Annotated in this window: 25 protein-coding genes; 10 read left to right on the top strand and 15 right to left on the bottom strand. The window is 71.3% G+C overall.

Annotation, left to right across the window (positions count from 1 at the left end):
• Nucleotides 1-20: 20 nt before the first annotated feature.
• Complete coding sequence (locus AW273_RS30480; RefSeq protein WP_062355704.1) at nt 21-1388, bottom strand: XrtP-associated glycosyltransferase; 1368 nt, start codon at nt 1386-1388, stop codon at nt 21-23.
• On the bottom strand, nt 1388-1891 hold the full coding sequence (locus AW273_RS30475) for an archaeosortase/exosortase family protein (RefSeq protein ID WP_063910158.1): 504 nt from the start codon (nt 1889-1891) through the stop codon (nt 1388-1390). The genes AW273_RS30480 and AW273_RS30475 overlap by 1 nt, the downstream gene beginning before the upstream one ends.
• Nucleotides 1892-2060: 169 nt before the next feature.
• On the opposite strand from AW273_RS30475, the gene AW273_RS30470 reads away from it, so the two are divergent.
• The 3 genes from AW273_RS30470 (at nt 2061) to AW273_RS30460 (ending at nt 5412) form a co-directional block, all read left to right on the top strand.
• On the top strand, nt 2061-2792 hold the full coding sequence (locus AW273_RS30470) for a septum formation family protein (RefSeq protein ID WP_062355697.1): 732 nt from the start codon (nt 2061-2063) through the stop codon (nt 2790-2792).
• A complete protein-coding gene (wsfD, locus tag AW273_RS30465; RefSeq protein ID WP_157556330.1) occupies nt 2789-4549 on the top strand; it encodes a glycan biosynthesis hexose transferase WsfD in 1761 nt (586 codons plus the stop codon). The genes AW273_RS30470 and wsfD overlap by 4 nt, the downstream gene beginning before the upstream one ends.
• A gap of 125 nt (nt 4550-4674) precedes the next feature.
• Nucleotides 4675-5412 (top strand): FadR/GntR family transcriptional regulator, encoded by a 738-nt coding sequence (locus tag AW273_RS30460; RefSeq protein WP_062355690.1) that lies wholly within the window; start codon nt 4675-4677, stop codon nt 5410-5412.
• On the opposite strand, the gene AW273_RS30455 is transcribed toward AW273_RS30460, so the two are convergent.
• Entirely contained in the window at nt 5409-5723 is a 315-nt protein-coding gene (locus AW273_RS30455) for a nuclear transport factor 2 family protein (protein WP_062355687.1), read from the bottom strand. The genes AW273_RS30460 and AW273_RS30455 overlap by 4 nt on opposite strands.
• A gap of 12 nt (nt 5724-5735) precedes the next feature.
• Entirely contained in the window at nt 5736-6287 is a 552-nt protein-coding gene (locus AW273_RS35860) for an SDR family oxidoreductase (RefSeq protein ID WP_269750271.1), read from the bottom strand.
• 33 nt (nt 6288-6320) lie between these two features.
• On the opposite strand from AW273_RS35860, the gene AW273_RS38210 reads away from it, so the two are divergent.
• Nucleotides 6321-6578: a hypothetical protein gene (locus AW273_RS38210; protein ID WP_198168441.1), complete on the top strand. Its 258-nt coding sequence runs from the start codon at nt 6321-6323 to the stop codon at nt 6576-6578.
• Here the strand turns inward: AW273_RS38210 and AW273_RS30440 are convergent.
• The 3 genes from AW273_RS30440 to AW273_RS30430 all read right to left on the bottom strand — a co-directional run bounded on the left by AW273_RS30440 (nt 6530) and on the right by AW273_RS30430 (nt 11086).
• Nucleotides 6530-8305 (bottom strand): RNA-binding domain-containing protein, encoded by a 1776-nt coding sequence (locus AW273_RS30440; protein ID WP_062355681.1) that lies wholly within the window; start codon nt 8303-8305, stop codon nt 6530-6532. The genes AW273_RS38210 and AW273_RS30440 overlap by 49 nt on opposite strands.
• A gap of 118 nt (nt 8306-8423) precedes the next feature.
• Nucleotides 8424-10631, bottom strand: a complete 2208-nt coding sequence (gene katG / locus AW273_RS30435; RefSeq protein WP_062355678.1) for a catalase/peroxidase HPI — start codon at nt 10629-10631, stop codon at nt 8424-8426.
• Between the two features lie 20 nt (nt 10632-10651).
• A complete protein-coding gene (locus AW273_RS30430; protein ID WP_062355675.1) occupies nt 10652-11086 on the bottom strand; it encodes a Fur family transcriptional regulator in 435 nt (144 codons plus the stop codon).
• Nucleotides 11087-11157: 71 nt separating this feature from the next.
• On the opposite strand from AW273_RS30430, the gene AW273_RS30425 reads away from it, so the two are divergent.
• Nucleotides 11158-11874, top strand: a complete 717-nt coding sequence (locus AW273_RS30425; RefSeq protein WP_062355673.1) for an alpha/beta hydrolase — start codon at nt 11158-11160, stop codon at nt 11872-11874.
• On the opposite strand, the gene AW273_RS30420 is transcribed toward AW273_RS30425, so the two are convergent.
• From AW273_RS30420 to AW273_RS30405, 4 genes are all read right to left on the bottom strand, one after another.
• The gene (locus AW273_RS30420; protein WP_198168440.1) at nt 11875-12663 is read right to left on the bottom strand and encodes an alpha/beta hydrolase family protein; all 789 of its coding nucleotides are present in this window, start codon (nt 12661-12663) and stop codon (nt 11875-11877) included.
• Between the two features lie 61 nt (nt 12664-12724).
• Nucleotides 12725-13498 carry a neutral zinc metallopeptidase gene (locus AW273_RS30415; RefSeq protein ID WP_157556328.1) on the bottom strand — a complete coding sequence of 258 codons (774 nt, stop codon included), beginning with the start codon at nt 13496-13498 and terminating at the stop codon, nt 12725-12727.
• 48 nt (nt 13499-13546) lie between these two features.
• On the bottom strand, nt 13547-15781 hold the full coding sequence (locus AW273_RS30410; protein ID WP_062355666.1) for a thiamine pyrophosphate-binding protein: 2235 nt from the start codon (nt 15779-15781) through the stop codon (nt 13547-13549).
• 109 nt (nt 15782-15890) lie between these two features.
• Complete coding sequence (locus tag AW273_RS30405) at nt 15891-16553, bottom strand: TetR/AcrR family transcriptional regulator (RefSeq protein ID WP_062355663.1); 663 nt, start codon at nt 16551-16553, stop codon at nt 15891-15893.
• A 313-nt stretch (nt 16554-16866) separates the two neighbouring features.
• On the opposite strand from AW273_RS30405, the gene AW273_RS30400 reads away from it, so the two are divergent.
• Nucleotides 16867-17718 (top strand): LLM class F420-dependent oxidoreductase, encoded by an 852-nt coding sequence (locus AW273_RS30400; protein WP_062355660.1) that lies wholly within the window; start codon nt 16867-16869, stop codon nt 17716-17718.
• A 113-nt stretch (nt 17719-17831) separates the two neighbouring features.
• On the top strand, nt 17832-18203 hold the full coding sequence (locus AW273_RS30395) for an STAS domain-containing protein (RefSeq protein ID WP_062355657.1): 372 nt from the start codon (nt 17832-17834) through the stop codon (nt 18201-18203).
• On the opposite strand, the gene AW273_RS30390 is transcribed toward AW273_RS30395, so the two are convergent.
• The 3 genes from AW273_RS30390 to AW273_RS30380 are packed head-to-tail and all read right to left on the bottom strand — an operon-like array spanning nt 18200 to nt 20537.
• The gene (locus tag AW273_RS30390) at nt 18200-18586 is read right to left on the bottom strand and encodes a TOBE domain-containing protein (RefSeq protein WP_062355654.1); all 387 of its coding nucleotides are present in this window, start codon (nt 18584-18586) and stop codon (nt 18200-18202) included. The genes AW273_RS30395 and AW273_RS30390 overlap by 4 nt on opposite strands.
• A gap of 10 nt (nt 18587-18596) precedes the next feature.
• Nucleotides 18597-19550, bottom strand: coding sequence for a helix-turn-helix domain-containing protein (locus tag AW273_RS30385; protein WP_062355651.1), 954 nt, complete (start codon nt 19548-19550; stop codon nt 18597-18599).
• Between the two features lie 42 nt (nt 19551-19592).
• A complete protein-coding gene (locus AW273_RS30380; protein ID WP_062355648.1) occupies nt 19593-20537 on the bottom strand; it encodes an alpha/beta hydrolase in 945 nt (314 codons plus the stop codon).
• Nucleotides 20538-20716: 179 nt separating this feature from the next.
• Between AW273_RS30380 and AW273_RS30375 the strand changes: the two genes are divergently transcribed.
• Nucleotides 20717-21112: a hypothetical protein gene (locus AW273_RS30375; protein ID WP_062355645.1), complete on the top strand. Its 396-nt coding sequence runs from the start codon at nt 20717-20719 to the stop codon at nt 21110-21112.
• On the opposite strand, the gene AW273_RS30370 is transcribed toward AW273_RS30375, so the two are convergent.
• Nucleotides 21051-21872, bottom strand: coding sequence for a class I SAM-dependent methyltransferase (locus AW273_RS30370; protein ID WP_062355642.1), 822 nt, complete (start codon nt 21870-21872; stop codon nt 21051-21053). The two genes, AW273_RS30375 and AW273_RS30370, sit on opposite strands and share 62 nt — an antisense overlap.
• Before the next feature lie 24 nt (nt 21873-21896).
• Here AW273_RS30370 and AW273_RS30365 point away from each other — a divergent pair, with 24 nt between their 5' ends.
• On the top strand, nt 21897-23072 hold the full coding sequence (locus AW273_RS30365; protein ID WP_157556326.1) for an alpha/beta hydrolase: 1176 nt from the start codon (nt 21897-21899) through the stop codon (nt 23070-23072).
• Between the two features lie 89 nt (nt 23073-23161).
• Nucleotides 23162-23925: Clp protease N-terminal domain-containing protein (locus tag AW273_RS30360; RefSeq protein ID WP_275935606.1), on the top strand; the 764-nt coding region annotated here is incomplete at its 3' end.

The following is a 23925-nucleotide window of genomic DNA, read 5'->3' as shown; positions in this document are numbered from 1 at the left end:
TCGCCGAAATGGCCCGGGAATCACATTTCCCGGGCCACCGGCGTGCCCGCGACATGGGTCTCGGCATTTCTCCGGGTTTTCGCCCAGCCGCTCCGGCCGCGAATGATCCGCCAGAAGGCGCGCCATGAAGTGAGGTAGAAGTTGTAAATATAGAAGGCGTAGGCGATCCCGTAGAGCAGGCTTTTGCCGAGCCCGACCCGGGGTTCGCAGCGCCACCAGTAAAGCGGCCCCCAGATGATGAACGGCAGAATGCCGAAGGTGGCGTAGACGGCGAACAGGATCCAGCCGCCCTCGGCCAGCCACCACGTCATCCCGGCCGGGTCGGCGATCACCCGGCCGGCCAGGTAGATCATCGGGATCGGGTAGACGAGTGTGCCGAGGAGCTGCATCCACGGCTGCGACAGGTAGTAGAGCACTTCGAGCGCGCCGAGGCTGCTGAACCGGGCCGACCGCCAGATCTCCGGCAGGTATTTCGCGCACTGCATGGTGCCCTGCCCCCAGCGGGTGCGCTGGGTGATGAGCCGCCGGAACGACCAGAGGCCCTCCTGCTCGACCCACGTGTCGGGGGTGTACTCGTTGCGCTCCCCCGCCAGCAGGAGTTGCACGCCCAGCTCGAAGTCCTCCAGCAGCGAGCCGCCCCACGGCCCCTGCCCGCCGGCCGCGACCTTGTCGAGCGCGCTCAGCCGGGTGAGCTGGCCGTTGCCGCCCATCGCGACCGTGCCGCTGCGCCGCCGGCCGAGCTGGATCGCCGAGATCGGGCCGCGGAACTCCAGGTCCTGCATCCGGACCAGCAGCCGCCCGAAGGCGTTCCGGAACCGGCCGCGCTCCGGGCACGGGGTGCGGTCGTCGCGGTTGATCATCCACACGTCGATCTGGACCGCCCCGATCGCCGGATCGGCGAACAGCTTCTCGCCCGCGCACACGCTCAGCATGTTCGGGGCGGGCCGCCCGTCGGCGTCCAGCACGCAGACCACGTGCCGGGTGCGGTCGGCGTCCGGCGGGAGGAAGTCGTCGAGCGCGCGGTAGGCGGCGTTGAGCGCGTCGCCCTTCCCGGTCCGCGCCTCCGGCCGCTCGCGCGACACCAGGTGGATCCGGGCGTCGCCCCGGGCGATCTCCTCGACGATGCGGGCCGTGTCGTCGTCGGAGGCGTCGTCGACCACCCACACGTTGACGTGGGAGAACCGTTCACGCAGGTAGCGCAGGGTCGGCCCGATCACGGCGGCCTCGTCGCGGCACGGGATGAACAGGTGCCACTCGAACGCGGCCGGGTTCCCCGCCGGGTCGGGCCGCTGCCGCAGATAGGGCCGGACGATCGTCAGGACGTAGGTGAGGAAGGTGACGCTGAGGAACAGCGCGAAGGCCTGGGTCAGCCCGAGCAGATAGCCCATCAGCGCCGCACCCCCCGCATCGTCAGCAGCGTGTACGCCACCAGCGCCGCCCCGATGCCGAACACGCTGATCACCGAGCCGACCATGGTGTGCCCCCAGTAGTAGCCGGGGTCGAAGCCCAGCCCCTTGATCAGCACCACGAGGGCGAGGATGCGCACCTGGTTGGTCGCGAACAGCACCACGACGGCGACGGCCAGCGCGACCAGCGGCCAGCCGCTCGCCCGCCGCGACAACCAGAGGACGAGGATCGTGATCCCGAGCAGCGGCACGATCAGGAACCCCGACGTGCACTCGGGCGAGATCCGCAGCCCGACCGCGTCGCCGGTCTCCTCGTTGAACGACAGGATCGCCATCACCGAGTTGACCGCCGTCTCGGTCCGCGCCACCAGCGCGACCACATGGGAGGCCAATACCGCCTCCCAGCCCCGCATCCGGTCGTCGACCAGCAGCACCGCCAGGAGCAGCGCCCCCAGCACCCCCGAAAGGGCCACCCGAACGGCCATGTTCCCCCCTCTAGAACGACCTGCAACCTAGCCCTCGCTCAGGTCCGGCCACCTCAGCCGCGCGTGGCGGCTCACTCGGCAGGGTCAGTCACCGCGCGTCCTCGCGCCCCCGGACTGGCCGGCTTGTTACGGTGCCGCGAGTTTTCCCTGACGCCCCCGAGGAGGTCCCGTGGGCAAGACCGTGTTTCTCTGGGGCAGATTCACCGTGCTTCTGGTCGCGACGGCGTGCGCCGCCCCGGCCGCCACGCACCCGAGCGCGGCCATGCCCGTCGGAAGTTGTCACGTGATGTCCCAGCCGGAGGAGCTGTACGCCCTGAGCGACGTCCGGCCCCCCGTCCCGTGCACCCAGCCGCACCAGACCGAGACCTACCTGGTCACGCAGTTGACCGGCCCGCTGGCCGACACCCCGATCCGGCCCCCGCACGAACTGCTGGTCCCGATGGTGACGGCCGGCTGCGACTACCGCCCGATCCGCCCCTACCTGGCCGCCGGCCCGCACGACGCCCAGTGGGGCGTCTCGGTCTGGGGCCGGGTCCCGACCCCCGACGAGTGGGCCGCCGGCGACCGCACCCTCCGCTGCGACCTGCTGGTCCCGACCACCCACCCGAACGGCGGCCCGGTCCTGACGGCCCCGTTGCGCGGCATCATGAACCGCCCCGAGTCGGCGGCCATCCGCCGCTGCAACCTGGACGGCCGCGACGTCCAGTGCGCCCTGCCACACGAGTGGGAGTGGGTCGAGCCGCAGGGGCTGACCAGGAACCGCTGCCGCGCCAACGCGGCGATGTTCGCCGGGCGGCTACGGGGGCTGCGCATCCGGCTCGGCCCGGACCGGTCGTGCTGGGTGGGCCGGGAACGCCACCACATCACGGTCGGAACCCTGCGTGAAGGGATGGCGGCATGACCCTCGACCAGCAGGACACCGGCGGCCCGGTGACGTGGGGAGACCGCTACCCCGAGGTCGCCGGGCCACAGAAGCGCGGGTTGGCCCGGCTGCTGTCCCGGGCCCGCCTCGGGAGACGTCCGGGCGACGGCCCGACGACCACCAGACCGCAGAAGCGCCGATTGCCCTGGCTGCCTTCCATGACCCGCCCCGGGACACGTCGGGGCGACGGCCCGACGGTCGCCAGGCCGCAGAAGCGCCGATTGCCCTGGCTGCCTTCCATGGCCCGCCTCGGGAGACATCTGGCTCAGACCGGTCGTGCGGAGACAGAACCCCGCGCCGGCTCGGCGCCGCTTCGGCGGAGTCGGCTGATCCCGGGGTTCCGGCGGGCCGGGGTCCGGCGTCATCCGCTGGTGGCGGTGCTGGTCGGAATCGGGTGGGCGGCGGTCATGCAGGTCCGGCTGTTCCTCGGGGGACACGTCGGGCTCGCCGGGTTCGGCGAGAACCTGCCGTGCCGGCTCGGGCTGGCCAACTTCCGGAACCCCGCGCTGGCCGGGTGGGAGCACGTGCAGCCGACCTGGACCGCGCACGCGTGGACCGGTGAGAACTGCCCGCCCGAATTCTCGACCGCCTTGCTCGCGCAGGCCGCCGGGAAGTGGCTGACGCCGCTGCTGGGCTACCCCGGCGCGTTCGACCTGCGTGCGCTCGGGGTGCTGTTCGCGCTGCTCGTCGGGGTGATCTGCGGGCTGCTCGTGGCCGTCACACCCGGTCGGCCGCTGTTCCGGGCCGGGTTCGCCTCGGCGGTCGGGCTCCTGTACGCCGACGCCGGGTTCGCCGGGTATCTCATCTCCCCGTACGCCGAACCGACCGCGCTCGTGGCGGCCGGGTTCCTCGTCGTCGCGCTGCTGTTCCTGTGGGAGCGGCCCACGGTGCCGAGGGTGCTGGCGACCGTCGTCCCGGCGCTGCTGCTGGTCGGGGCGCGGCCGGAGTACGTGACGTTCGTGCCGGTGATCGCGTTCGCGCTGCTGTGGGTGCGGGGCCGCCGCATCGTGGCGCTCATGGTCGCCACCTGGATCGCCGGTCTCGGCATCTTCCACACCGTCACCGAGGCCAGGTTCGACGACCACAAGGCGGTGTTCCAGACCATCCTGCACGACGACCCCACGGCCGCCGCCGACCTCGCCTCGCTGGGCCTGGACCCGAAACTCGCCCCCGCCGCCGGCCTGTCGCGCGAGGACCCGGCGTGGGCCGGGTTCGCGGACGCGTACCACCGCACCGCCCACCCCTCCCCCCTCCAGGTGGCCGGGTTCTACGCCACGCATCCGTGGCACGCCGTCCGTACCGTCGGATGGGGTTTCCAGGGCGTCGCGGGTCTGCGCCCCAACTACCTGGGCTCCTATCCGGAGGGCACGGGGAGGCCGGAGGGCGAGCAGGAGCACCGGGTCGTCGTCTACTCGACCGTCTGGGAGGTCTTCCGCAAGGGGCCGCTGCTGGTGCTGGTGCTCTGGCTCGCGACGGCCGGCGCCGGGTGCCTGGTGGTGCGCCGCCGCTCCCTGACCCCGTCGGAGAAGACGCTCGGACGCCTGGCGGTGGTCCTGCCGCTCGCGGCGCTGGCCCAGTTCGCCGTGGTCGTGCTCGTCCACGGCCGGGTGGAGACGGTCCGGCACATGGCGATGACGAGCTGGCTCACCGCGATGTGCGTGCCGGTCGCGGCCGTGGCCGTCACGCTGGTGCTGACCCGGCTCCGCCCAGTCCCGCGCTGGCAACACCGTCACTAATCATGCGCATCGATTCTTTCTCAAATGCACGAGATAAAACGTTGATGCTCCGCCTCATCCCGTATGTGAGAAACTAACGGGGCCCGAAGGGCGTCTTCGCGTTTCGCTCTCGGAGGTCATGAGAAATGGCTCAGGTGTCACTGCGTCCGCAGAAGACGGCCATGCTGGTCGCCCAGCGCATCGTCGCGGACATCAACCGCCGGGGCAACACCATCGGCGACCGCCTTCCGCCCGAACGCGCCATGCTCGACACCTATGAAGTGGGCCGCGGCACCCTCCGCGAATCGCTGCGTTTCCTCGAACTCCAGGGTGTGCTTTCGCTCAAGCCCGGCCCCGGCGGCGGCCCGGTCGTCCAGCGGCCCGACGCGACCAGCCTCGTCACCACGCTGACCCTGCTCCTGCAGTTCGAGAACGCCCCCTTCCGCACGGTCGCCGAGGCCCGCGCGGCACTGGAGCCGATGATGGCCCGGCTGGCGGCCGAGAGAATGGCCGACGAACAACTCGCGGCGCTCAAGTCGAGCGTCGACGACATGCGCGCCGGCCTCTCCGACCAGAGCGTGTTCCTGGCCGAGAACAAACGATTCCACGACATCATCGCCCACGGCTCGGGCAACACCATGTTCGGCTACCTGATCGACGCGCTACTGGGAATCCTCGACGGTTCGGCCATCGGAATCGACTATCCGGAAGTGCGCCGTTCGGCCGTCCACCGCGCCCACGTGAAGATTTACGAGGCCATCCGCGACCGTTCCCCGGAGAAGTCCGCGGAGGCCATGGCGGCCCACATCGACGAGTACGTGAAATACGCCGAACGCAAATTCCCCGAGGTGCTGGCCGCCCCGATCGTGTGGGGCACGGTCTAATGCACGCCGATCTCCAGCCGTGAGATCCGCCCGGAACCGTCGAGCTCGAACCGGTGGTCGAGGTCGACCGGGCTCCCCGGGAAGTTCCCCTCGACCCGGCAGGTGACCGTGGTGTCGTCGCCGCCGATCGGGGTGGAGGTGTAGTCGAACTCGGCGGAGGTGCGCCCGAGCCACTCCCTGATCGCCGCCCGGCCGTGGTGGTAGTGCCCGTCGTCGGTCACGTGGGCGTCGTCGGCGAAGGCGACCGCGGCCGCGGTCGGGTCGTCGCTCTGGGAGAGGGCGAGGTAGGCGCGCACGGCGTCGGGACGCATGGGCTGTTCCTTTCAGAAGGTGGGGACGGTGCCGCCGTCGACCAGGTAGTCGGCGCCGACGACGCTCGCGGCGGCGTCGGAGACGAGGAAGCCGACGACCTCGGCCACCTCGCCGGGTTCGGCGAACCTCCCGAGCGGGACACCGCCGAGTGAGTCGTACGGCGACGCCCAGGCCGCCTCGACGTCGCCGCCGAGCCGGGCGGACAGCCGTTCGGCCAGGCGGTCGGCCCCCTTGGCGACCATGCCCGGCACGACCGCCCGGTCGAGCCGGACCGCCGCCAGCAGGTTGAGGTCGAGCTCCCGCCGCCAGGTGTCGTCGTCGAGCGCCGCGAACCCCCCGGCGGGCGCGCTCGACCCCCCGGCGACGTGCACCAGGATGTCGGGCGCCGGCGCCTCGGCCGCGATCGCGGCGCCCGCGCCGGGCGAGGAAAGGTCGGCGACGACGACCCGGTCGGCCGCGCTGTCGGGGGCGGCGGAGCGCGCGACGGCGACCACCTCCGCCCCGGCGGCCTTCAGCCGGTCGACGACGGCGGCGCCGGTGCCCTTGGTGCCCCCGGCGACCAGGGCCAGGCGTCCGTCGAGGGCGAATTCCGGCAGGTGACCGACCTGGGCCGCTCACTGCGGCCGGTCCTGGTCGCGATGGCGGCCTGGCGCAACTCCCGGCTCGCCCCCGGCGACCGTGCGATGATCCTCGTCGACCGCCGGACGGGCCGCGAGGCCGAGCCCGTGGTCGTCGACGCCCTCACCGGCACCCGCGCCGACGGCGACGACCACGTCTTCGCGGCGGGCCCGATCATGCGCCGCCGCTACGAGGGAACGGTCGTTTCGCCGGGGAACGTCGCCGACCTCACGTAGACCACCTTCGCCCCCCGGCGAGGGCTGTCGGGAGCGAAGTCGATCAGACCTTTCCGCCGCAGCCGGGTGAGCCGATTCCGGGCGGTCGCGATGTCGCAGTCGAGGTAGTTGCGGACGTCCTCGTTGGAGATGCGGCCATGCCGTTCCAGATGGCGGATGAGCTTGTTGTCCTCGGCGTCGATCCTGTCGACCCGGTAGCTGATCGCGGCTCGCATCCCGGCGACGGCCGAGGGCGTCAGGGTGTAGCTGGGGAACTGGTTCCGCGCCGTCCCCTTGGTCGGCTGCACCAGATCGACCTCGCCCATTCGGCGCAGTGTGCGATCGACGTCGCTCACATTCCGCTGGAGCCGGCTGGACAGGGCGTTCGCGTTCATGCTCTTGGTATGCCGGAGGGCGGTGAGGACCATCAGGACGTCCAGATCACCGGAGAGATTCGCCGGGAATCCGGGGCCGTTGAGGAAGCGTGCGAACGCCTCGTCGCCCCGACCTCCCGGCAGGGTCACCCGGAACCGGGGACCGTCTTCGAGGATCGGCGGCTCCTTCCCCAGGCGGGCGATCTCGCGGAACGCACGGTCCAGGCCGAGGCCGGCCATCTCCGCCAGCCTGAGGCGGGACATGTTCTCGGCCAGCAGCCGGTTGCGCGGCGCCGAGGCGTCGTGCAGCAGCCGGTCGACCCGGAGCGTCGGCAGGAGCCCTCCGGGGCTGGTGACGACCAGTTCGTCCGGGGTGTGGATCACTTCGACCACGCCCGGCGCCTCCCAGTCGCGGTGGACGAAGGCGTTGGCGATGACCTCGCGCAGCGCGTCGGGCGGATAGTCGACCAGTTCCACCTGCACCGCGCCCACGCGGATGGTGTTCACCTTGGCCAGCACCCGCACCGCCGCGATCAGCGATTCGAGCAGGATGACCAGCGGCTGCTCGGAGTGCTGCTCGGTGTGGCGGATGAGGATCGTCGGCTCGCCGCCGGGGGACTCCCTGGTCTGCAGGGTCACACCCCATCCCGGGCTGACGCGGCGTAGCGCGTCGGGCCTGCCGTAGAGCAGGATCGCCGCCCGGGTGATCTGGCCGTCGCGCAGGAGTCCCGTGGCCTGCAGAAAGGCCTCGGTGTCGGCCTCCGCCCGGTCGGCCAGGTCGTCGTGGCCCCACCGGCGCAGCAGCATGGCGCCCCGCTCCAGCGCCGCCAGAGACAGGGATTCGAGGCCCATTCCCGACGGCTCGGCCGTCCAGTCGTAGTTCTCCCGGAGCGCGCGCAGCCCTTTCAACTGGTCTCCGGCCAACGGCAGACACCGATCGTGGAGCCGGATCTTGTAGACGCCCTTACGGGTGCTGTGCACCCCCACTCCTTTGGGGACGACCAGGATGAAAACGCGTTTACCGGCGATCTCCCGGACCTGGGGGCGTACGGTGATCGCGGGCGCAGTGTTCTCGAAGATCGACCGGACCAGTTCTTCGATCTCGTAGGCCGACGGCACCCCGGCGATCGCCGCCTCGGCGGTGGGGGCCCGGTTCTTCACGCCGACGACGATCGCTCCGCCCTCGCCGTTCGCGAAGCAGACGGCGGTCTCGGCCAGCATCTCCCGGAAGTTCTTTCTCGCCCCCGGGACCCCGCCGTTCGTGGTGTCGGGCGTCTCCTTGAAGTCGACGTCGGCCGATTCGGCCTGGCCGGCATCCCAGTTGTCGCCGATCAGAGAGAGTGCACGATCGGCGGCCTCGAGCAGCGAGTCCATCGGGCAATGATAGCTCGTATGATACGACGCTACCTGTCGAACAGAATCATATGGCGTATCACACGAAAACGAATCGGGCCGGTCCGCGTGATGCGGACCGGCCCGTTCAGATCTCAGGTCAGACCAGGTCGAAGCGGTCGAGGTTCATGACCTTGACCCAGGCCTTCACGAAGTCGGCCACGAACTTCTCGCCGGCGTCGTCGCTCGCGTAGACCTCGGCCAGCGCCCGGAGCTCGGAGTTCGAGCCGAACACCAGGTCGGCGCGGGTGCCCGTCCACTTGACCTCGCCGGTCGCGGCGTCGCGGCCCTCGAAGGCCGTCTGGTCCTCCGACGTCGCCTTCCACGTCGTGCCCAGGTCGAGCAGGTTGACGAAGAAGTCGTTGGTCAGGGTGCCGGGGCGGGTGGTGAGGACGCCCTGGGCCGACTGGCCGGTGTTGGCGCCGAGCACACGCAGGCCGCCGACCAGGACGGTCATCTCCGGCGCGCTCAGGGTCAGCAGGTTGGCGCGGTCGAGCAGCAGGTATTCCGCCGGGTAGCGGTTGCCCTTGCCGTAGTAGTTCCGGAAGCCGTCGGCGGTCGGCTCCAGGGCGGCGAACGACTCGACGTCGGTCTGCTCCTGGGTCGCGTCGACGCGGCCCGGGGTGAACGGCACCTCGACGGTGTAACCGGCGTCGCGGGCGGCCTGCTCGACGGCGGCCGAACCGGCCAGCACGATCAGGTCGGCCAGGGAGACCGGCTTGCCGAACGACGCCTTGATGCCCTCAAGGGTGGAGAGGACGCTGGCGAGCTGGTCGGGGTCGTTGACCTCCCAGCCGATCTGCGGCTGGAGACGGACACGGGCGCCGTTGGCGCCGCCGCGCTTGTCGCTGCCGCGGAACGACGAGGCCGAGGCCCACGCCGCCGAGACGAGCTGCGGGACCGACAGGCCCGAGTCGAGGATCTTCGCCTTCAGGGCCGCCGCGTCGGCGGCGTCGAGGAGCTCGCCCTCACGCGCCGGGAGCGGGTCCTGCCAGAGGAGCACCTCGCTGGGGACCTCCGGGCCGAGGTAGCGCACGACCGGGCCCATGTCGCGGTGGGTCAGCTTGTACCAGGCGCGGGCGAAGGCGTCGGCGAACTCGGCGGGGTTCTCCAGGAAGCGGCGGGAGATCTGCTCGTAGATCGGGTCGACGCGCAGGGCGAGGTCGGTCGTCAGCATCGTCGGGGCGTGCTTCTTGGCCGGGTCGTGGGCGTCGGGGACGGTGCCCTGGCCCGCGCCGTCCTTCGGACGCCACTGGTTGGCCCCGGCGGGGCTCTTGAACAGCTCCCACTCGTAGCCGAAGAGGATCTCGAAGAAGTCGTTGCTCCACTGGGTGGGCTTGGTCGTCCAGATGCCCTCAAGACCGCTGGTGATCGTGTCGGCGCCCTTGCCGGTGCCGAACGTGTTGCGCCAGCCGAGGCCCTGCTCCTCGATCGAGGCGGCCTCGGGGTCGGCGCCGACGTGGTCGGCCGGGCCGGCGCCGTGGGTCTTGCCGAAGGTGTGGCCACCGGCGATGAGGGCGACGGTCTCCTCGTCGTTCATGGCCATGCGGCGGAAGGTCTCGCGGATGTCGCGGGCGGCGGCCAGCGGGTCGGGGTTGCCGTTGGGGCCCTCGGGGTTGACGTAGATGAGGCCCATCTGGACGGCGCCGAGCGGGCTCTCCAGGTTGCGGTCGCCGGTGTAGCGCTTGTCGTCGAGCCAGACCGACTCGGGGCCCCAGTAGACGTCCTCCTCGGGCTCCCACACGTCGGCGCGGCCGCCGGCGAAGCCGAAGGTCTGGAAGCCCATGGTCTCCAGGGCGACGTTGCCGGTCAGGATCAGCAGGTCGGCCCAGGAGATGCTCTGGCCGTACTTCTTCTTGACCGGCCACAGCAGGCGGCGGGCCTTGTCGAGGTTGCCGTTGTCGGGCCAGGAGTTCAGCGGCGCGAAGCGCTGCTGGCCGGCGCCGGCGCCGCCGCGGCCGTCGTGGATGCGGTAGGTGCCCGCGCTGTGCCACGCCATGCGGATCATGAAGGGGCCGTAGTTGCCGAAGTCGGCGGGCCACCAGTCCTGGGAGGTCGTCAGCACCTCGGCGATGTCGCGCTTGACGGCCGCGAGGTCGAGGCCGTTGAAGGCGGCGGCGTAGTCGAAGTCGTCGCCGAGGGGGTTCGCGACGGCCGGGTTCTTCGCGAGGATCTTCAGGTTGAGCCGCTCAGGCCACCACTGGCGGTTGCCGCCGCCCTGGGTCGGGTGGGCCGCGCGCACGTGCGCGACCGGGCAGGCGCCCTCGTCCTTCGCGTCGGTGACGATGGCGTCGTGGTTCTCGGACATCGAAATCCTTTCGGACTATGTCAGCTCGCAGTGGCGGAACAGCTGGGGCAGCGGCCCCAATAGATGACCTCGGCCTCGTCGATCGTGAAGCCGTGGGTCTCGGACGCGGTCAGACAGGGCACCTCACCCACCGCGCAGTCGACGTCGGCGACGACGCCGCACGACCGGCAGACGATGTGATGATGGTTGTCTCCGACGCGTCCCTCGAACCGGGCCGGGCTACCGGCCGGTTCGATCCGGCGGACCAGCCCCGCCGCGGTCAACGCGTGCAGGGCCTCGTATACGGCTTGGAGGGAGACGTGACCGACCCGGTCACGGACGCCCGAGGCGATGTCTTCGACGCCGAGGTGGTTGCCACCCCGCACGGTCTCCAGCAGCGCGACCCGGGCTGCCGTCACCCGCAGTCCCGCCCCGCGCAACTCCTCCGCGATGGTCTGGCTCTTGGGTGCCGTCATGACGTCCAACCTACCGCCCTAAACACGAACGATACAAGTTTATGAATCGTCCAACCAAAGGATCCCGGCTCATGCCCCGACTCGCCGTCCTGATCGTGCTCGCCCTGCTCACCGGGTGTGGCATCGCCCCCGACAGCCCGCTCGCCGACCAGTGCGACACGGTGCCGCCCGGCACCGAACGGGTCGTCCTGCCGGCCGGACACGACGTGCGGCTGGGCGCGGCGGTGGTCGGGCCGCCCGACGCCCAGGTCGGGGTGGCCGTCGCCCACGGGGCGAGTCACACGCTCTGCGACTGGCTGCCCACGGTGTCGGCGCTCGCCGGGAGGCTGAACGTACGGGTGATCGTCCCCGACCGCCGCGGCACCGGCTCCAGCGAGGGCGACGGAGAAGTCGGCGAGCTGGCCGCCGACCTGCAGAGGGCCCTGACCTGGCTGCACGACCAGGGCGCGACGAAGCTGGCCGCCCTCGGCAGCTCCTACGGCGGCCCGATCGCGGTGCTGGCCGCCCAGCGGGCGACCACCCTGCCGATGTGCGTCGCGGTCGCGGTCTCCCCGCTGACCGGCATCGAGGGCGGCGTGGCCCCGCTCGCCGAGAACAAGCCGGTCCCGAGCCTGTGGACGGTCGCCGAGACCGCCTTCGGCGCCAACGCGACGGCCCTGTTCGAGAAGGTCCCCCAGTCGACGAGGGGGCGGCTCAAGATCCTGCCGGTCGAGGACCACAGCCTCGCCCTGCTGCGCGGCCACCCCGAGGCGATGACCTTCGTCGAGGACGCCCTGCGCACCTGCTGACTACAGGTGCGCGCCGAAGAAGGCCGAGACGAGGGCGTCGACCTCCCGGGCCCTGTCGGTCTGGGGAGCGGGGTCGACGCCCGGCTCGTCGGCCAGGGCGTGGCCCATGCCCGCGATCAGAACGAGCTCGGTCGGCGCGGTCCGCATCGCCACCAGCGCCTCGGCCGGGGTCCGGAACGCCCCGGCCACGTCGTCTTCGCCGACCACGATCAACATCGGCGCGGAGCCCAGATCGTCGGCTCTGGCGGGGAAGTCGAGCCGGCTGGCCACCTCGTCCGCGGGCGGGCTCCAGTCGTAGGTCATGCCGTAGTGGACGCTGAGACCGTCGATGACCGCGCGCAGGCGGGTCACCGGGCTGAGCAGGGCGATCGCCGGCACGTCGAAACCGCCCTCGGCCAGGACGAGCTGGGCCACCGCCGCGCCGGCCGAGCCGCCCATCAGGGCGACCCGGTCGTGGCCGATGCCGAAGCGCTCGCGCAGGTCGGCCCAGGCCGCCGGGAACTCGGCGGCCGCCCCGGAGACGATCGGCCAGTGCACGTCGAGCACGACGTCGCCGCCCATCAGCGACTCCAGCCCGCCCTCGGGGGCGCGCGCGCCCGAGAGCGGCAGGCCCAGGTAGAACCGCCAGGCGTGGCCGAGGTCGCGCAGCGGGACGGCCGCCGCGAACGCGGCCTCGGTGCGGGGCGCGTCGAGCAGGTGCCAGGCCACCACGACCGGGCTGTCCGGCCGGGGTTCGGCGGGGCTCAGCGCGGCGAACGGGACTCCGGCGGCGACACCGGTGACGATCACGTCGGTTCCTCTCGGCCGTTGACGGGCGGGCCGTGCGCGGCCCGCCCGCACACGCTTCGCGTCAGGCCACCCGCGAGCGCGTGGCGCTCCAGGTGTTGCACGACCCCGGGCTCGCGGTGCTCCAGCCCCGCTTCAGCCAGTAGGCGTTGTTCGGGCCGCTGCCGTGGTCCGGCGGCGCGCCCGCCTTGTCGCCGCCGTTCTTGCGGTACCAGTCGAACTCGTAGTCCATGTTCTGGGCGATGCCCGGGAGCGAGCCGCTGACGCTGCGCAGGAACGCCCCCGCGAAGCACTGCGCCTGGAGTTCGAGGCGGCGCGAGGTCTCGTTCCCCGGCACCTGCAGCGAGTAGGCCCGGATGCCGGCCAGCCCCTGGATGTGGTGGCCGTATTCGTGCGCGAGCAGTTCCGCGCCCCACAACCCGTAGCCGTTCTTGACCGGCGTGTTCCACAGGTAGATGTAGAGCGTCTCGGAGTTGTAGCAGTAGTAGCCCACGAACCGGGCCGGGAACTTGCCGCACGAGGTGTTGCCGCGGGTGTTGACGACCACCATCTTGGGCGCACGGAACTTCTTGCCCGCCTGGGCGAACGACTTGCGCCAGGCGGTGGCCAGGCAGGTGTTCACCTTGATCAGGTAGGCCCGATATGAAGCACGGCTGCCGGCCCGCGGCGACCCCGCGCCGCAGTTGACCGTGCCGAACTTCGTCTTGTACAGCGGATTCGCCGTCGCCACGGACTTGGGCACGAACGCTTTGGCCTCGGCCTGAGCCGGAGAGGCCAGCACGGCCCCCGCCGTGATCAGCATGGCGGCGACAACGAAGTAGCGGGTAATTCTCGTCACGAGTCCGAAATGGTAGGGCTTATGACATAGATCCAAGCTGCGAACACCTCAACCTGACACATCCAGGACAGCCCCGACGATGGCGTCCGCGTCGATCCCGTGGTACCGGTAAACCGACTCTAGATCGCCGGACTGCCCGAATCGGGTCACTCCGAGATGACGCGCCTTGACGTTGTTGATTCCGCCCAGGAACGCCAGGGTGTGCGGGTGTCCGTCGAGGACGGTGACCATCGGCGCGGCGCGGTGCGCCGGGAAGGCCGCGTCGAGCACCCAGGTCGCGCCGTCCTCCCGCCCCGCCTTGGCCTGCGTGGCGGTGAACAGCAACCCCGGGCTGGTGACGCAGACGACGTCGGCGCGGATCCCGAGCCGCTGCAGCCGCTCGGCGGCCGAGAGCGCCTCGGGGACGGTCGCGCCCATCGCCGCGATGGTGACCGCCGGGTTGTCCGGGGCCTTGCGCAGCAGGTACGCGCCCGCGACCGCCTGCCGCCGCCGCCGCTCCCGGACCGCCGGGTCGGCGGGCACGTCGGCGAGCGACTGGTCGACCGGGCGGGTCGACAGGCGCAGGTAGGCCGACCGGCCGTCGGGGCGGCCCAGCCGGGCGAGCGAGGCCAGCAGGGTCCACTCGACGTCGATGGCGAACGCGGGCTCGTACGTGACGCACCCGGGCTGTTCCAGGCCGAGCGACGGCGTGGTGATCGACTGGTGCGCGCCGCCCTCCGGGGCCAGCGTGACCCCCGAGGGGGTGCCGACCAGGATCGACTGGCCGCCGGCGTAGATGCCGAACGACCACGGCTCGTGGGCGCGCTGGACGAACGGGTCGTAGAGCACCCCGATCGGCAGCAGCGGCTGCCCCCACCGCGACCAGGTCGCGCCGAGTTCGCCCAGCAGCCCGACGAGGTTGGTCTCGGCGATGCCGAGCTCGATGTGCTGGCCGGTGGGCCGCTCGCGCCAGTGCAGGATCGTCTCGGGGTCGTCGGCGAACCAGTCGACCTGCTCGGTCGCCGACCAGACCCCAACCTTGTTGACCCAGCCGCCGAGGTTGGTCGACGAACTGACGTCGGGGCTGAGGGTCACGACCCTGCGGGCCGCCTCGGGGGCCGACCGCGTGAGGTCGAGCAGGGTGCGGCCCAGCGCCGCCTGGGTGGTCGCCGTGCCGGCCGGGATGCGGCCGAAGTCGGTCGGCACCTCGGGCGGGGCCATCGTCGCGACCGGCGGGCGCTTCAGCGCGGCGCCGACCTCGGCGCAGAACCGGCCCTCGGGCGAGTCGGCGGGGAAGGCCGCCCAGGGGTCGCCGGGGTCGGCGCCGACCCGCTCGGCGAGCTCGGCGAGCTGCTCGGCGGTCAGCAGCGAGCTGTGGTTCTGCGGGTGCCCCTCGACCGCGAGGCCGTGACCCTTGATCGTGTACGCGAAGATCACCGTCGGCCGGGTGTCGTCGATCGCCGCGAAGGCCTGGTTCAGCGCCGGGAAGTCGTGCCCGCCGAGGTTCCTGATCGCCCAGGTGAGCGTGTGGTCGTCCAGCGTCTTCAGGAGCGCGTCGATCTCCGGGTCGCCGGCCGGAAGCCGCTCGCGGAGCTGGTCGGGGGTGCAGCGCAGCAGCCGCTGGTATTCGGGGTTGGGCATGGTGTCGACGCGGGCGCGCAGCGCCTCGCCGCCCTCCTCGCGGAACAGCGACTCCAGCAGGTCGCCGTACTTGACGGTGATGACCTGCCAGCCCGCCGCGGCGAACATGCCCTGGAGCCGGGGGGCGCCCAGCGCCGGGACCACCCGGTCGAGCGACTGGCGGTTGAGGTCGACGATCCAGACGATCTCCCCCAGGCCCGCCACCATAGGGTCGCCGATCGCCTCCCAGACCGCGCCCTCGTCGAGTTCGGCGTCGCCGACCAGCGAATACTGGCGGCCGACGCCGCCGCCGCCCGACGTCATCGAGTCGACGTAGCGGCGGGCCAGCGCGCCCCAGATCGGGGCGGTGGCGCCGATGCCGACCGAGCCGGTGGAGTAGTCGACCTGGTCGGGGTCCTTGGCGCGGCTGGGGTAGGACTGGAGGCCGCCGAACTCGCGCAGCGTCGTGAGGTAGCGCTTGTCGAGGTCGCCCAGCAGGTAGTTGACGGCGTGCAGGACCGGCGAGGCGTGCGGCTTGACCGACACGCGGTCTTCGGGCCTCAGGTGGCGGAACCAGAGCTCGGTCATGATCGAGACCATCGACGCCGACGACGCCTGATGCCCGCCCACCTTCAGGCCCGTGCGGTTGGGACGCACCCGGTTGGCGTGGTGGACGATCGCCATGGAGAGCCAGAGAACCCGGCGTTCGACGGCTTTAACGACATCAGTGTCGTTCGACCACAATTCTCGCTTCACGGGCGAAACTATGGCATCAACCAGCACTAACGTCTAACTACGGGCGCTTGGCGCGGCTGCCCTTCGCCCGCGCGGCCGGCACCCGCTCCAGGGCCTCCCGCGACTCCTTCAGCGCGATCGCGCTCTCCACCAGAGAGATGGTCGAGGACACCATCACCTCGAACAACTCTCCGGGCGACACCCCGCGCGCCCCGCGCGCGGCCTCCAGCCGGGAGGTGGCCGGCGCGCCCTCCAGAACCTTGGCGCCGACCTCCTGCAGGGCGCTGGTCACCGCGAGCAGTTCGAGGCTCTCCGTCACCGGCGCGATGATCCCGAGCGGCACGCCCTCGCGCTGCAACCGCGCCACGAGCGCCTCGGCCTCGGGGGTCGCGCCCAGCGAGGCCCGGCGCAACATGACGGGGATCAGCCCCGGATGGGCGACCAGGGCGGCGCGGGTGCGATGGGCCGTCAGCGGTAACCAGACCCGCCAGCTCGGATGGTCGGGAATGGGGAACTCGACGCTTTCCAGCGCGAGCTGGGTGACCCCGTCGAGAATCTCGTCCTTGTTCCGGAAGTGGTGGTAGAGGGATGCCCCGTTGACGTTCAGGGCCTCGCCCAGCCGGCGGATGCTGAGAGCGTCGAGCCCCTCCTCGTCGACGATCGCCAGCGCCGTTTCCAGGACCTTTCTCCGGGAGATCAGCGGGACCTTGGGCCGGGCCATGGCACCTCTTCTACTCTGTGAACTTTTGCTTAGAGGGTAACGCCCAACGCCGTTAGACAATGGCCCATCTGTTTACCGCCGCGTCCATTTGCAGAACACCGGTGAAATCGAATTCTCATCCACTGCGACCTGCGAAAACAAGCCGGATCACCACGTTCGGTAAGCGCCGGGGCCGGATTCACGGATATTCATGACCGGCCTCCCGTCCATCGGCCAAAGAAGAGGGCGCCGAGGCGGGGTTAAGCAGCTGTTGATCACGGTACGTCACCAGGTAACGCCGTTCACCCCGGCGCGAACATACGAAAGAGGCGACATGAAACCCTACGGCGTTTGGGCCCGGGAGTTCCGGACCGACAACCCGGCCGAGGTCGGGCAGGCGGCGGCCGAGCTGGAGAAGCTCGGCTACGGCGCGCTCTGGGTCCCCGGCGGGACCGACAGCGGTCTCGACACCGCCGAGAAGATCCTGGTCGCCACGACCGACGTCACCGTCGCCACCGGCATCACCAACATCTGGTCCACGCCGGCCCGCGAGGCCGCCGAACGCACCCGCGCCCTCGGCGCCGCCCACAGCGGCCGGTTCCTGCTCGGCCTCGGGGTCAGCCACGAGAGCATGGTCGACCGGTTCCGCCCCGGCGCCTATCGCAAGCCGCTCACGGCCATGACCTCCTACCTCGACGAGCTCGACAAGGAGGGGGTGACCCCCGACCGCCGGGTGCTGGCCGCGCTCGGCCCCAAGATGGTGGAGGTGGCCAAGAACCGGGCGGCGGGCGCCCACCCCTACCTCGTGACGCCGGAGCAGACCGCCGCCGTCCGGTCGGCGATCGGCCCCGGCCGCCTGGTCGCGCCCGAGCAGGGCGTCGTCCTGGAGACCGACCCGGCCCGCGCCCGGCAACTCGCCCGCGAGGCCCTGCACCCCTATCTGGCCATGCCCAACTACGTGAACAACTGGCTGCGCGGCGGCTTCACCGACGACGACGTGAGCGGCCGGGGCAGCGACCGGCTGATCGACGCCCTGTTCGTGTGGGGCACGCCCGAGCAGTGCGCCGCCCGGCTCAACCAGCACCGCGACGCGGGCGCCGACCACGTGTGCCTCCAGGTGCTGGGCACCCCGGCGGGCGAACTGCCGATGACGCAGTGGCGCGAACTGGCGACGGTGCTTTTCTAGACGTCCGGCGGCGGGCGGCGCCCTTGATGACTGGGATCCCACCTTAATGGTCAGAGACCCTCGCAAAGGCGACTATGGGCTGAGACGGTGACTACCGAGCGAAGGGGGCGCGCATGCACCTGGCTGTCGACATCACCGACATCGGCCAAGACACCGTGATCATGTCACTGGTGGGCGAACTCGACATGTTCACCCAGCCGGTCGTCGAGGCCACCCTGATCGGGCTGCACGCCCGGAACGTCACCCGCGTCGTCGTCGCCGCGGCCGGCCTGACCTTCAGCGATCTCGGCGGCATGCTCACCCTCTGCCGCGCCGACGAACAGTTACGCGGCCGGGGCGGCGGCCTCACCCTCGCGGCCCCCGCCCGGCAGGTCCTCCGCATCAACGCGCTGCTCGCCACCGAGGGGTTGCGGGTCTTCCGCTCGGTCTCGGAGGCCCTGGGCGTACGCCTCGCGCGCCACTCCCACCGCACCCACCGGGCCTAGGAGAGCTCGACCACCACGTTGGTCGACTTGACCACGGCCACCGCGACCGCCCCGGGCTCCAGCCCGAGCTCGTCGGCGGCCTGACGGCTCATCAGCGACACCACCCTGAACGGCCCGGCGGCGATCTCGACCTGGGCCATCACGGTGTCGCGCACGACCTCGGTGACGATCCCGCGGAACCGGTTGCGGGCCGACGAGGTGGCTCCGCCGGTCTCGCCGGCGACCTGGGTGCGTGCGAAGGCGGCCAGGTCGGGCCCGTCGATCAGCCGCCGGCCGTGTTCGTCGCGGCTGGCGGCGAGCCGCCCGGAGTCGACCCAGCGGCGTACGGTGTCGGCGCTCACGCCGAGGATCGCCGCGGCCTCACTGATCCTGAACGTGGCCACGCGCGACAGCCTATTCCGGGTGGGCGTGCAGCCGTCGCAGCGCGAAGGCCAACTGCAGCCGGAAGCGCCCGTCGGGCCCGCGCACGTCCCAGCCGAGCAGGTGCTCGGCCCGCCCGAGCCGGTCGACCAGGGTGGAGTGGTGCAGGGTGAGGAGCGTGGCGGCGGTCCGCAGGCTGGTCGAGGTGACGACCGCGTGCAGCGTCTCCAGCGCCCACGCGGGCAGCCCGCCGAGCGTGACCACGTCGGGCGAGGGCGCCGTCGCCGGCCCGACGGCGGCGGCCACGACGGCCAGGCCGCCGAGGTCGTCGTAGTGCACCACCCGTGGCCCGAGCACGTCGTCGGCGAACCGGAGCGCGACCTTCGCGTCGGCGTAGGACCTGGGCAGCCGCCCGACCGGCACGACCGGCCCCACCCCGGCCCTGACCCCGCCCAGCGGGTGACGGGTCTCCCCGTGCGGCTCGACCAGCACGACCCCGTCGGGCAGCGCGATGGCGCGGGCGCGTTCTCCGAGGCGCAGCCGCTTGGCCGCGTGTGAGCGGGCGGTCTCCCCGGCGGAGGCGTCCACGACCAGTTCCACCAGCGCGGGATCGGGCGCCCGGCCCCGCGTCCGGTCGAGCACGTCGCGGGCCAGCGCCACCCCGCGCTCCAGCACCATCAGGTCGACGGGTGAAGGCGGACTGGGCTTCTCCAGAATGAGCTCGACCTCCCCGGACCGCACACGCGGCCAATCGAGGTTCTCGTCAGAGGGGTGGTCGTCGCGGTGGCCGTCGGCCAGGAGCCGCAGGAAGACGCCGCGCTCCTCGTCGACCAGCCGGGCGGCGCAGCCCGCCAGCACCGCGACCCCGCGCACCGTCGCCTCCAGCCCCGCCCGCCCTTCGGCGAGCCGGTCGAAGTAGGCGATGACCTGCACGGCGGCGCTGGCGTCAGGGTCGAGCGCGGCCAATCTTCCGACGAGCTCCCGCATCTCCTCAGTTTCCCTCAGCGGCCGACCGGAACACGCGGAGGATCAGTGGCCCAGCAGCCGCCGCAGCCAGTCGAGCCGGGCGTGCTTGGCCCGCTGCGACAGGGCCGCCTGCGGGACCATCCCGTCGAAGCCGTGGAAGCCGCCCGGCCAGACGTGGAGTTCGGCCTGGCCGCCCGACTGCCAGATCGCGGTCGCGTAGGCGACGTCCTCGTCGCGGAAGGTCTCGGCCGAGCCGACGTCGACGAACGCGGGCGGCAGGCCCGACAGGTCGGTGGCCCGCGAGGGCGAGGCGTAGATCGACACGTCCGGGCCGCCGCGGCGGTCGCCGAGGAGGGCCGACCAGCCGGTCTCGTTGGAGGTGTGGTCCCAGACGCCGAGCCCGGACATCTGGTGGCTGGAGACGGTGTCGTTGCGCTCGTCGAGCATCGGGCAGATGAGCATCTGGCCGAGCAGGCCGGGGCCGCCCCGGTCGCGGGCCAGCAAAGTGGTGCCCGCCGCCAGGCCGCCGCCGGCGCTGCCGCCCGCCACGACGATCCTGGCCGGGTCGATCCCCAGGTCGGCGGCGTTCTCGGCGAGCCAGACCAGGCCGCGGTAGCAGTCTTCGACGGGCGCCGGGTCGGGGTGCTCGGGGGCGAGGCGGTAGTCGACGCTGACGACGACCAGGCCGAGTTCGACCGCCCACGCCAGCGGGTCGGCCAGCCCGAACCGGTGGTCGCCCATGATCATGCCGCCGCCGTGGATCCAGTACACGGCGGCTGCGGGCGTCGGCGCGGCGACCGGTCGGCAGACGACCACCGACACCCCGTCGCCGAGGTCGACGTCGGTGAGGTCGACGATCCCGCCGAGAGTGAGGTCTTCGGCGGGGGCGAGGCCGGTCATCCCCTGGCGCAGCAATGGGATCATTTCGGGTGTGAGCGACGACGGCATGTTCTGCGAGATGACCGTGAGCGCGGCGGCGAGCTCGGGGTCGAACGGTACGGCTGTCATGCTCACATCCTGATCAAAGGTGCCGTGAGCCCCAAGCGCCATGCGGTGGGCGATTCCCGACGAGTGGCGGGAACAGCGCATGTTGAGTAGGCGTACTCATTCTCCCGACCTACAAATAACCGGATATTGGCGACATGGGTGTTGAATTGCATAAAACCGCTCGCGAGCGCTCCAGGCCCGTGCAGGTCCTTGTCGCCGGCGTCGTCGGCGCGGCCGTCATGCCGCTCACCGGCGCGATCGGCCGGCTCCTGTCCTCCAGCGGACTCGGAGAGGCCATCTGCTCGGGCGGCCTGGAGTGCATCCTGCCGGTGGTCCTCACCGCCTACGCCGTCGCGACGGTGGCCGCCTGGGCCGCCCTGGCGCTGCTCGGCGTCCGGCCGGCCTGGCGGGTGACCCTGGGAGGGTCGGTGTTGTCGGCGGTGGTCGTCGTGGCGACCCTGCGCCTCGACCCGCCGGGCTACTTCTGGATCATCGCCGCGGCCACCGCCGCCTGTTTCGCCCTCGCGGCGTGGGTCAGCTCCAGGAGTAGCGCAGGATCTGGCCGATATTCCGGAACCCCGGCAGATGCGCCATGATCCACATGGCCACGCGGCCACCCAGCGGATAGTCCTCGACACCCGGCATGTCGACCATACGCTGCGCCTCCCGCAGCGTCAGCCCGGGATGCCACGACTCCAGCGTGCGCGGGTCGTCGATGGCCCAATGGAGGGTCGCGCCCGTCTGCCGGACCGGCCGGTTGAGCTTCTGGAGCCGGATCCCGGTCGAGCTCTGGCAGTCGAAGATGAGCTCACCCGTCGCGAACCTGCTGGTCAGCCGCTCGATCAGCCGTCGGCCGTCGTCCTCGCGCAGGTACATCGACAGGCCCTCGAACACCACCGCCGTCGGGCGGTCGTCGGGCACCGCGCCCAGCCACTTCTCGCTCGTGACCGACGACGCGATGGTGTGGTAGTCGCCGTCCGGCCGGTCGATCACCCGGTCGCGCAGCTCCAGGACCTCCGGATAGTCGAGGTCGAACCAGCGCACCAGGGGGCCGGGGTCGATCCGCTGGGCCCGGGTGTCGAGCCCGCAGGCCAGGTGGAGCACGGTCGCGGTGGGGTGCCGCCGGAGGAAGTCCCTGGTCCACTCGTCGATGCGCAGGGCCCGCAGGGCGACCCCGGCCGCGGTCATGGGCGTGATGCCGGTTTTGGCGAAGTCGTAGTCGATCCGCTCGACGGCCTGCTGCGCGACCTCGTCCTTCAGGATCGAGCGGGGAGAGCGACTGTCGAGAGCTCGGCTCCACAGGGTGGCGAGCATCGTCTCCTGGGCGCCGGCGAGTGAGATTTTCTCGCGGTCCATTACTCCATTGTGTACGTTCGCAACGTGGCAGATCGTCTGGATGTATGGACATATGAAATAGATGGCGAATTAGAGGCCGCCTACGACCATTCCGTCACTGACGATGAGCGCGCCGCCGCAGGCCGTGAGACCGTCGCCCAGCACCTGCGGTCGCTCGTCACCGCCAACAAGATCAGAGCGGCCGAGAACTGGTCGGAGAAGCTGCCGCCCGACGCCGAGATCAGGCGGGTCTGGACCCCGCGCGACCCCGCCGCGCTGCGCGCCCGGCTCGACGACGACGACCTCGCCGTCTGGTCGGAGGACGACGTGCTGCACGTCGTCTGGCGCGGCGCCTGCGAACACCCCCGGATCTCCGGCGGCGTGCAGTTCCTGATGTGGCCGGTCGACGGCGCCGACGACCTGTGGGAGGCATCGCTGCGCATCCGCCGCCTCGACGAGTCGGTGATCAGCGTGTACGTCTGCCCCGACGCCCCCACGATGGTGGCGGAGCGGGAGTGGCGCGGGAAGCTGGCGCCGCCCGCGCTGCCCGAGGTCTCCGAACTCCGGGGCACCCTTGAGGAGCACCGCCTCACCTTCCTCGGCGAGCCCCGCACCGTCGCTCTTTATGTTCCGCCCGGAACCGACGGACTCATCCCCGCGGTCTGCCTGGCCGACGGTCAGATGCTGGCCGCGTTCGCCCCGGTCGTCGAGGCGGCGATCGAGGCCGGCACCTGCCCGCCGGTGGCCGTGGTGGGGATCTTCTGCGCCGAGTCCGGCACCGGCGACCCGAGGTCGCACGAGTACCTCCCGGCCCACGACCCCGAGCGGTACGCCGCCCATCTGGCCTTCGTCACCGACGAGGTGATCCCGTGGGCCGACGAGCGTTTCCCCGCCTCGGGCCTCTGGCTGACCGCCGGGGCGTCGAGCGGCGCGGTCTGGGCCCTCAACGCGGCCCAGCGGCGTCCCGACGTCTTCTCCGGCGCGCTCGGGCTCAGCCCCGGCATCCCGCCGGAGACCGAGCTGCACGCCCTGACCAGGAGCTACGTCGGCGGCGGCACCCTCGAATCGGGTTTCCGGTGGGCGGCCGACGACTGGGCCACGAAGCTGACCGCCGCCGGCGCGAAGGTCCGCCACGTCGAGTGGGCCGGCGGCCACGACATCTACTGGTGGGCGCAGCACTTCCCGCCCGCTCTAACCTGGCTGACCGTACGCCCTGAGTGAAGTTCGCCAATCGCGTATTCGGTACCCATCACTCCAATTACCGCGTTCTATGGAGTAACAGGGCCCCCCGGACTCCATGGAGCGGCGAGATGTTCGAAAGGTTCACCGACCGAGCGCGGCGGGTGGTCGTCCTGGCCCAAGAAGAGGCCCGGATGCTCAACCACAACTACATCGGCACCGAGCACATCCTGCTTGGCCTCATCCACGAAGGCGAAGGCGTCGCCGCCAAGGCCCTCGAAAGCCTGGGCATCAGTCTCGAAGGCGTCCGCCAGCAGGTCGAGGAGATCATCGGCCAGGGGCAGTCGGCCCCCTCCGGCCACATCCCCTTCACCCCGCGTGCCAAGAAGGTCCTTGAGCTGTCACTGCGCGAGGCGCTGCAGCTCGGCCACAACTACATCGGGACCGAGCACATCCTGCTCGGGCTCATCCGCGAGGGCGAGGGCGTGGCCGCCCAGGTCCTCGTGAAGCTGGGCGCCGACCTCAACCGGGTCCGTCAGCAGGTGATCCAGTTGCTGCACGGCTACCAGGGCGGCAAGGAGGCCGCGGCCTCGGGCGGGACTCAGGAGAGCGCCCCCTCGACGTCGCTCGTCCTCGACCAGTTCGGCCGCAACCTGACTCAGGCCGCTCGCGAGGGCAAGCTCGACCCGGTCATCGGGCGCGAGAAGGAGATCGAGCGGGTCATGCAGGTGTTGTCCCGCCGCACCAAGAACAACCCGGTGCTCGTCGGTGAGCCCGGCGTCGGCAAGACCGCCGTCGTCGAGGGCCTGTCCCAGAAGATCGTCAAGGGCGAGGTGCCCGAGACGCTGAAGGACAAGCACCTCTACACCCTCGACCTGGGTGCGCTGGTGGCCGG

This window comes from Herbidospora yilanensis, from assembly GCF_001570565.1.
Taxonomy (GTDB): domain Bacteria; phylum Actinomycetota; class Actinomycetes; order Streptosporangiales; family Streptosporangiaceae; genus Herbidospora; species Herbidospora yilanensis.
Note: the sequence above shows the minus strand (reverse complement) of the source record. Positions and strands in the feature narration are given on the sequence as shown.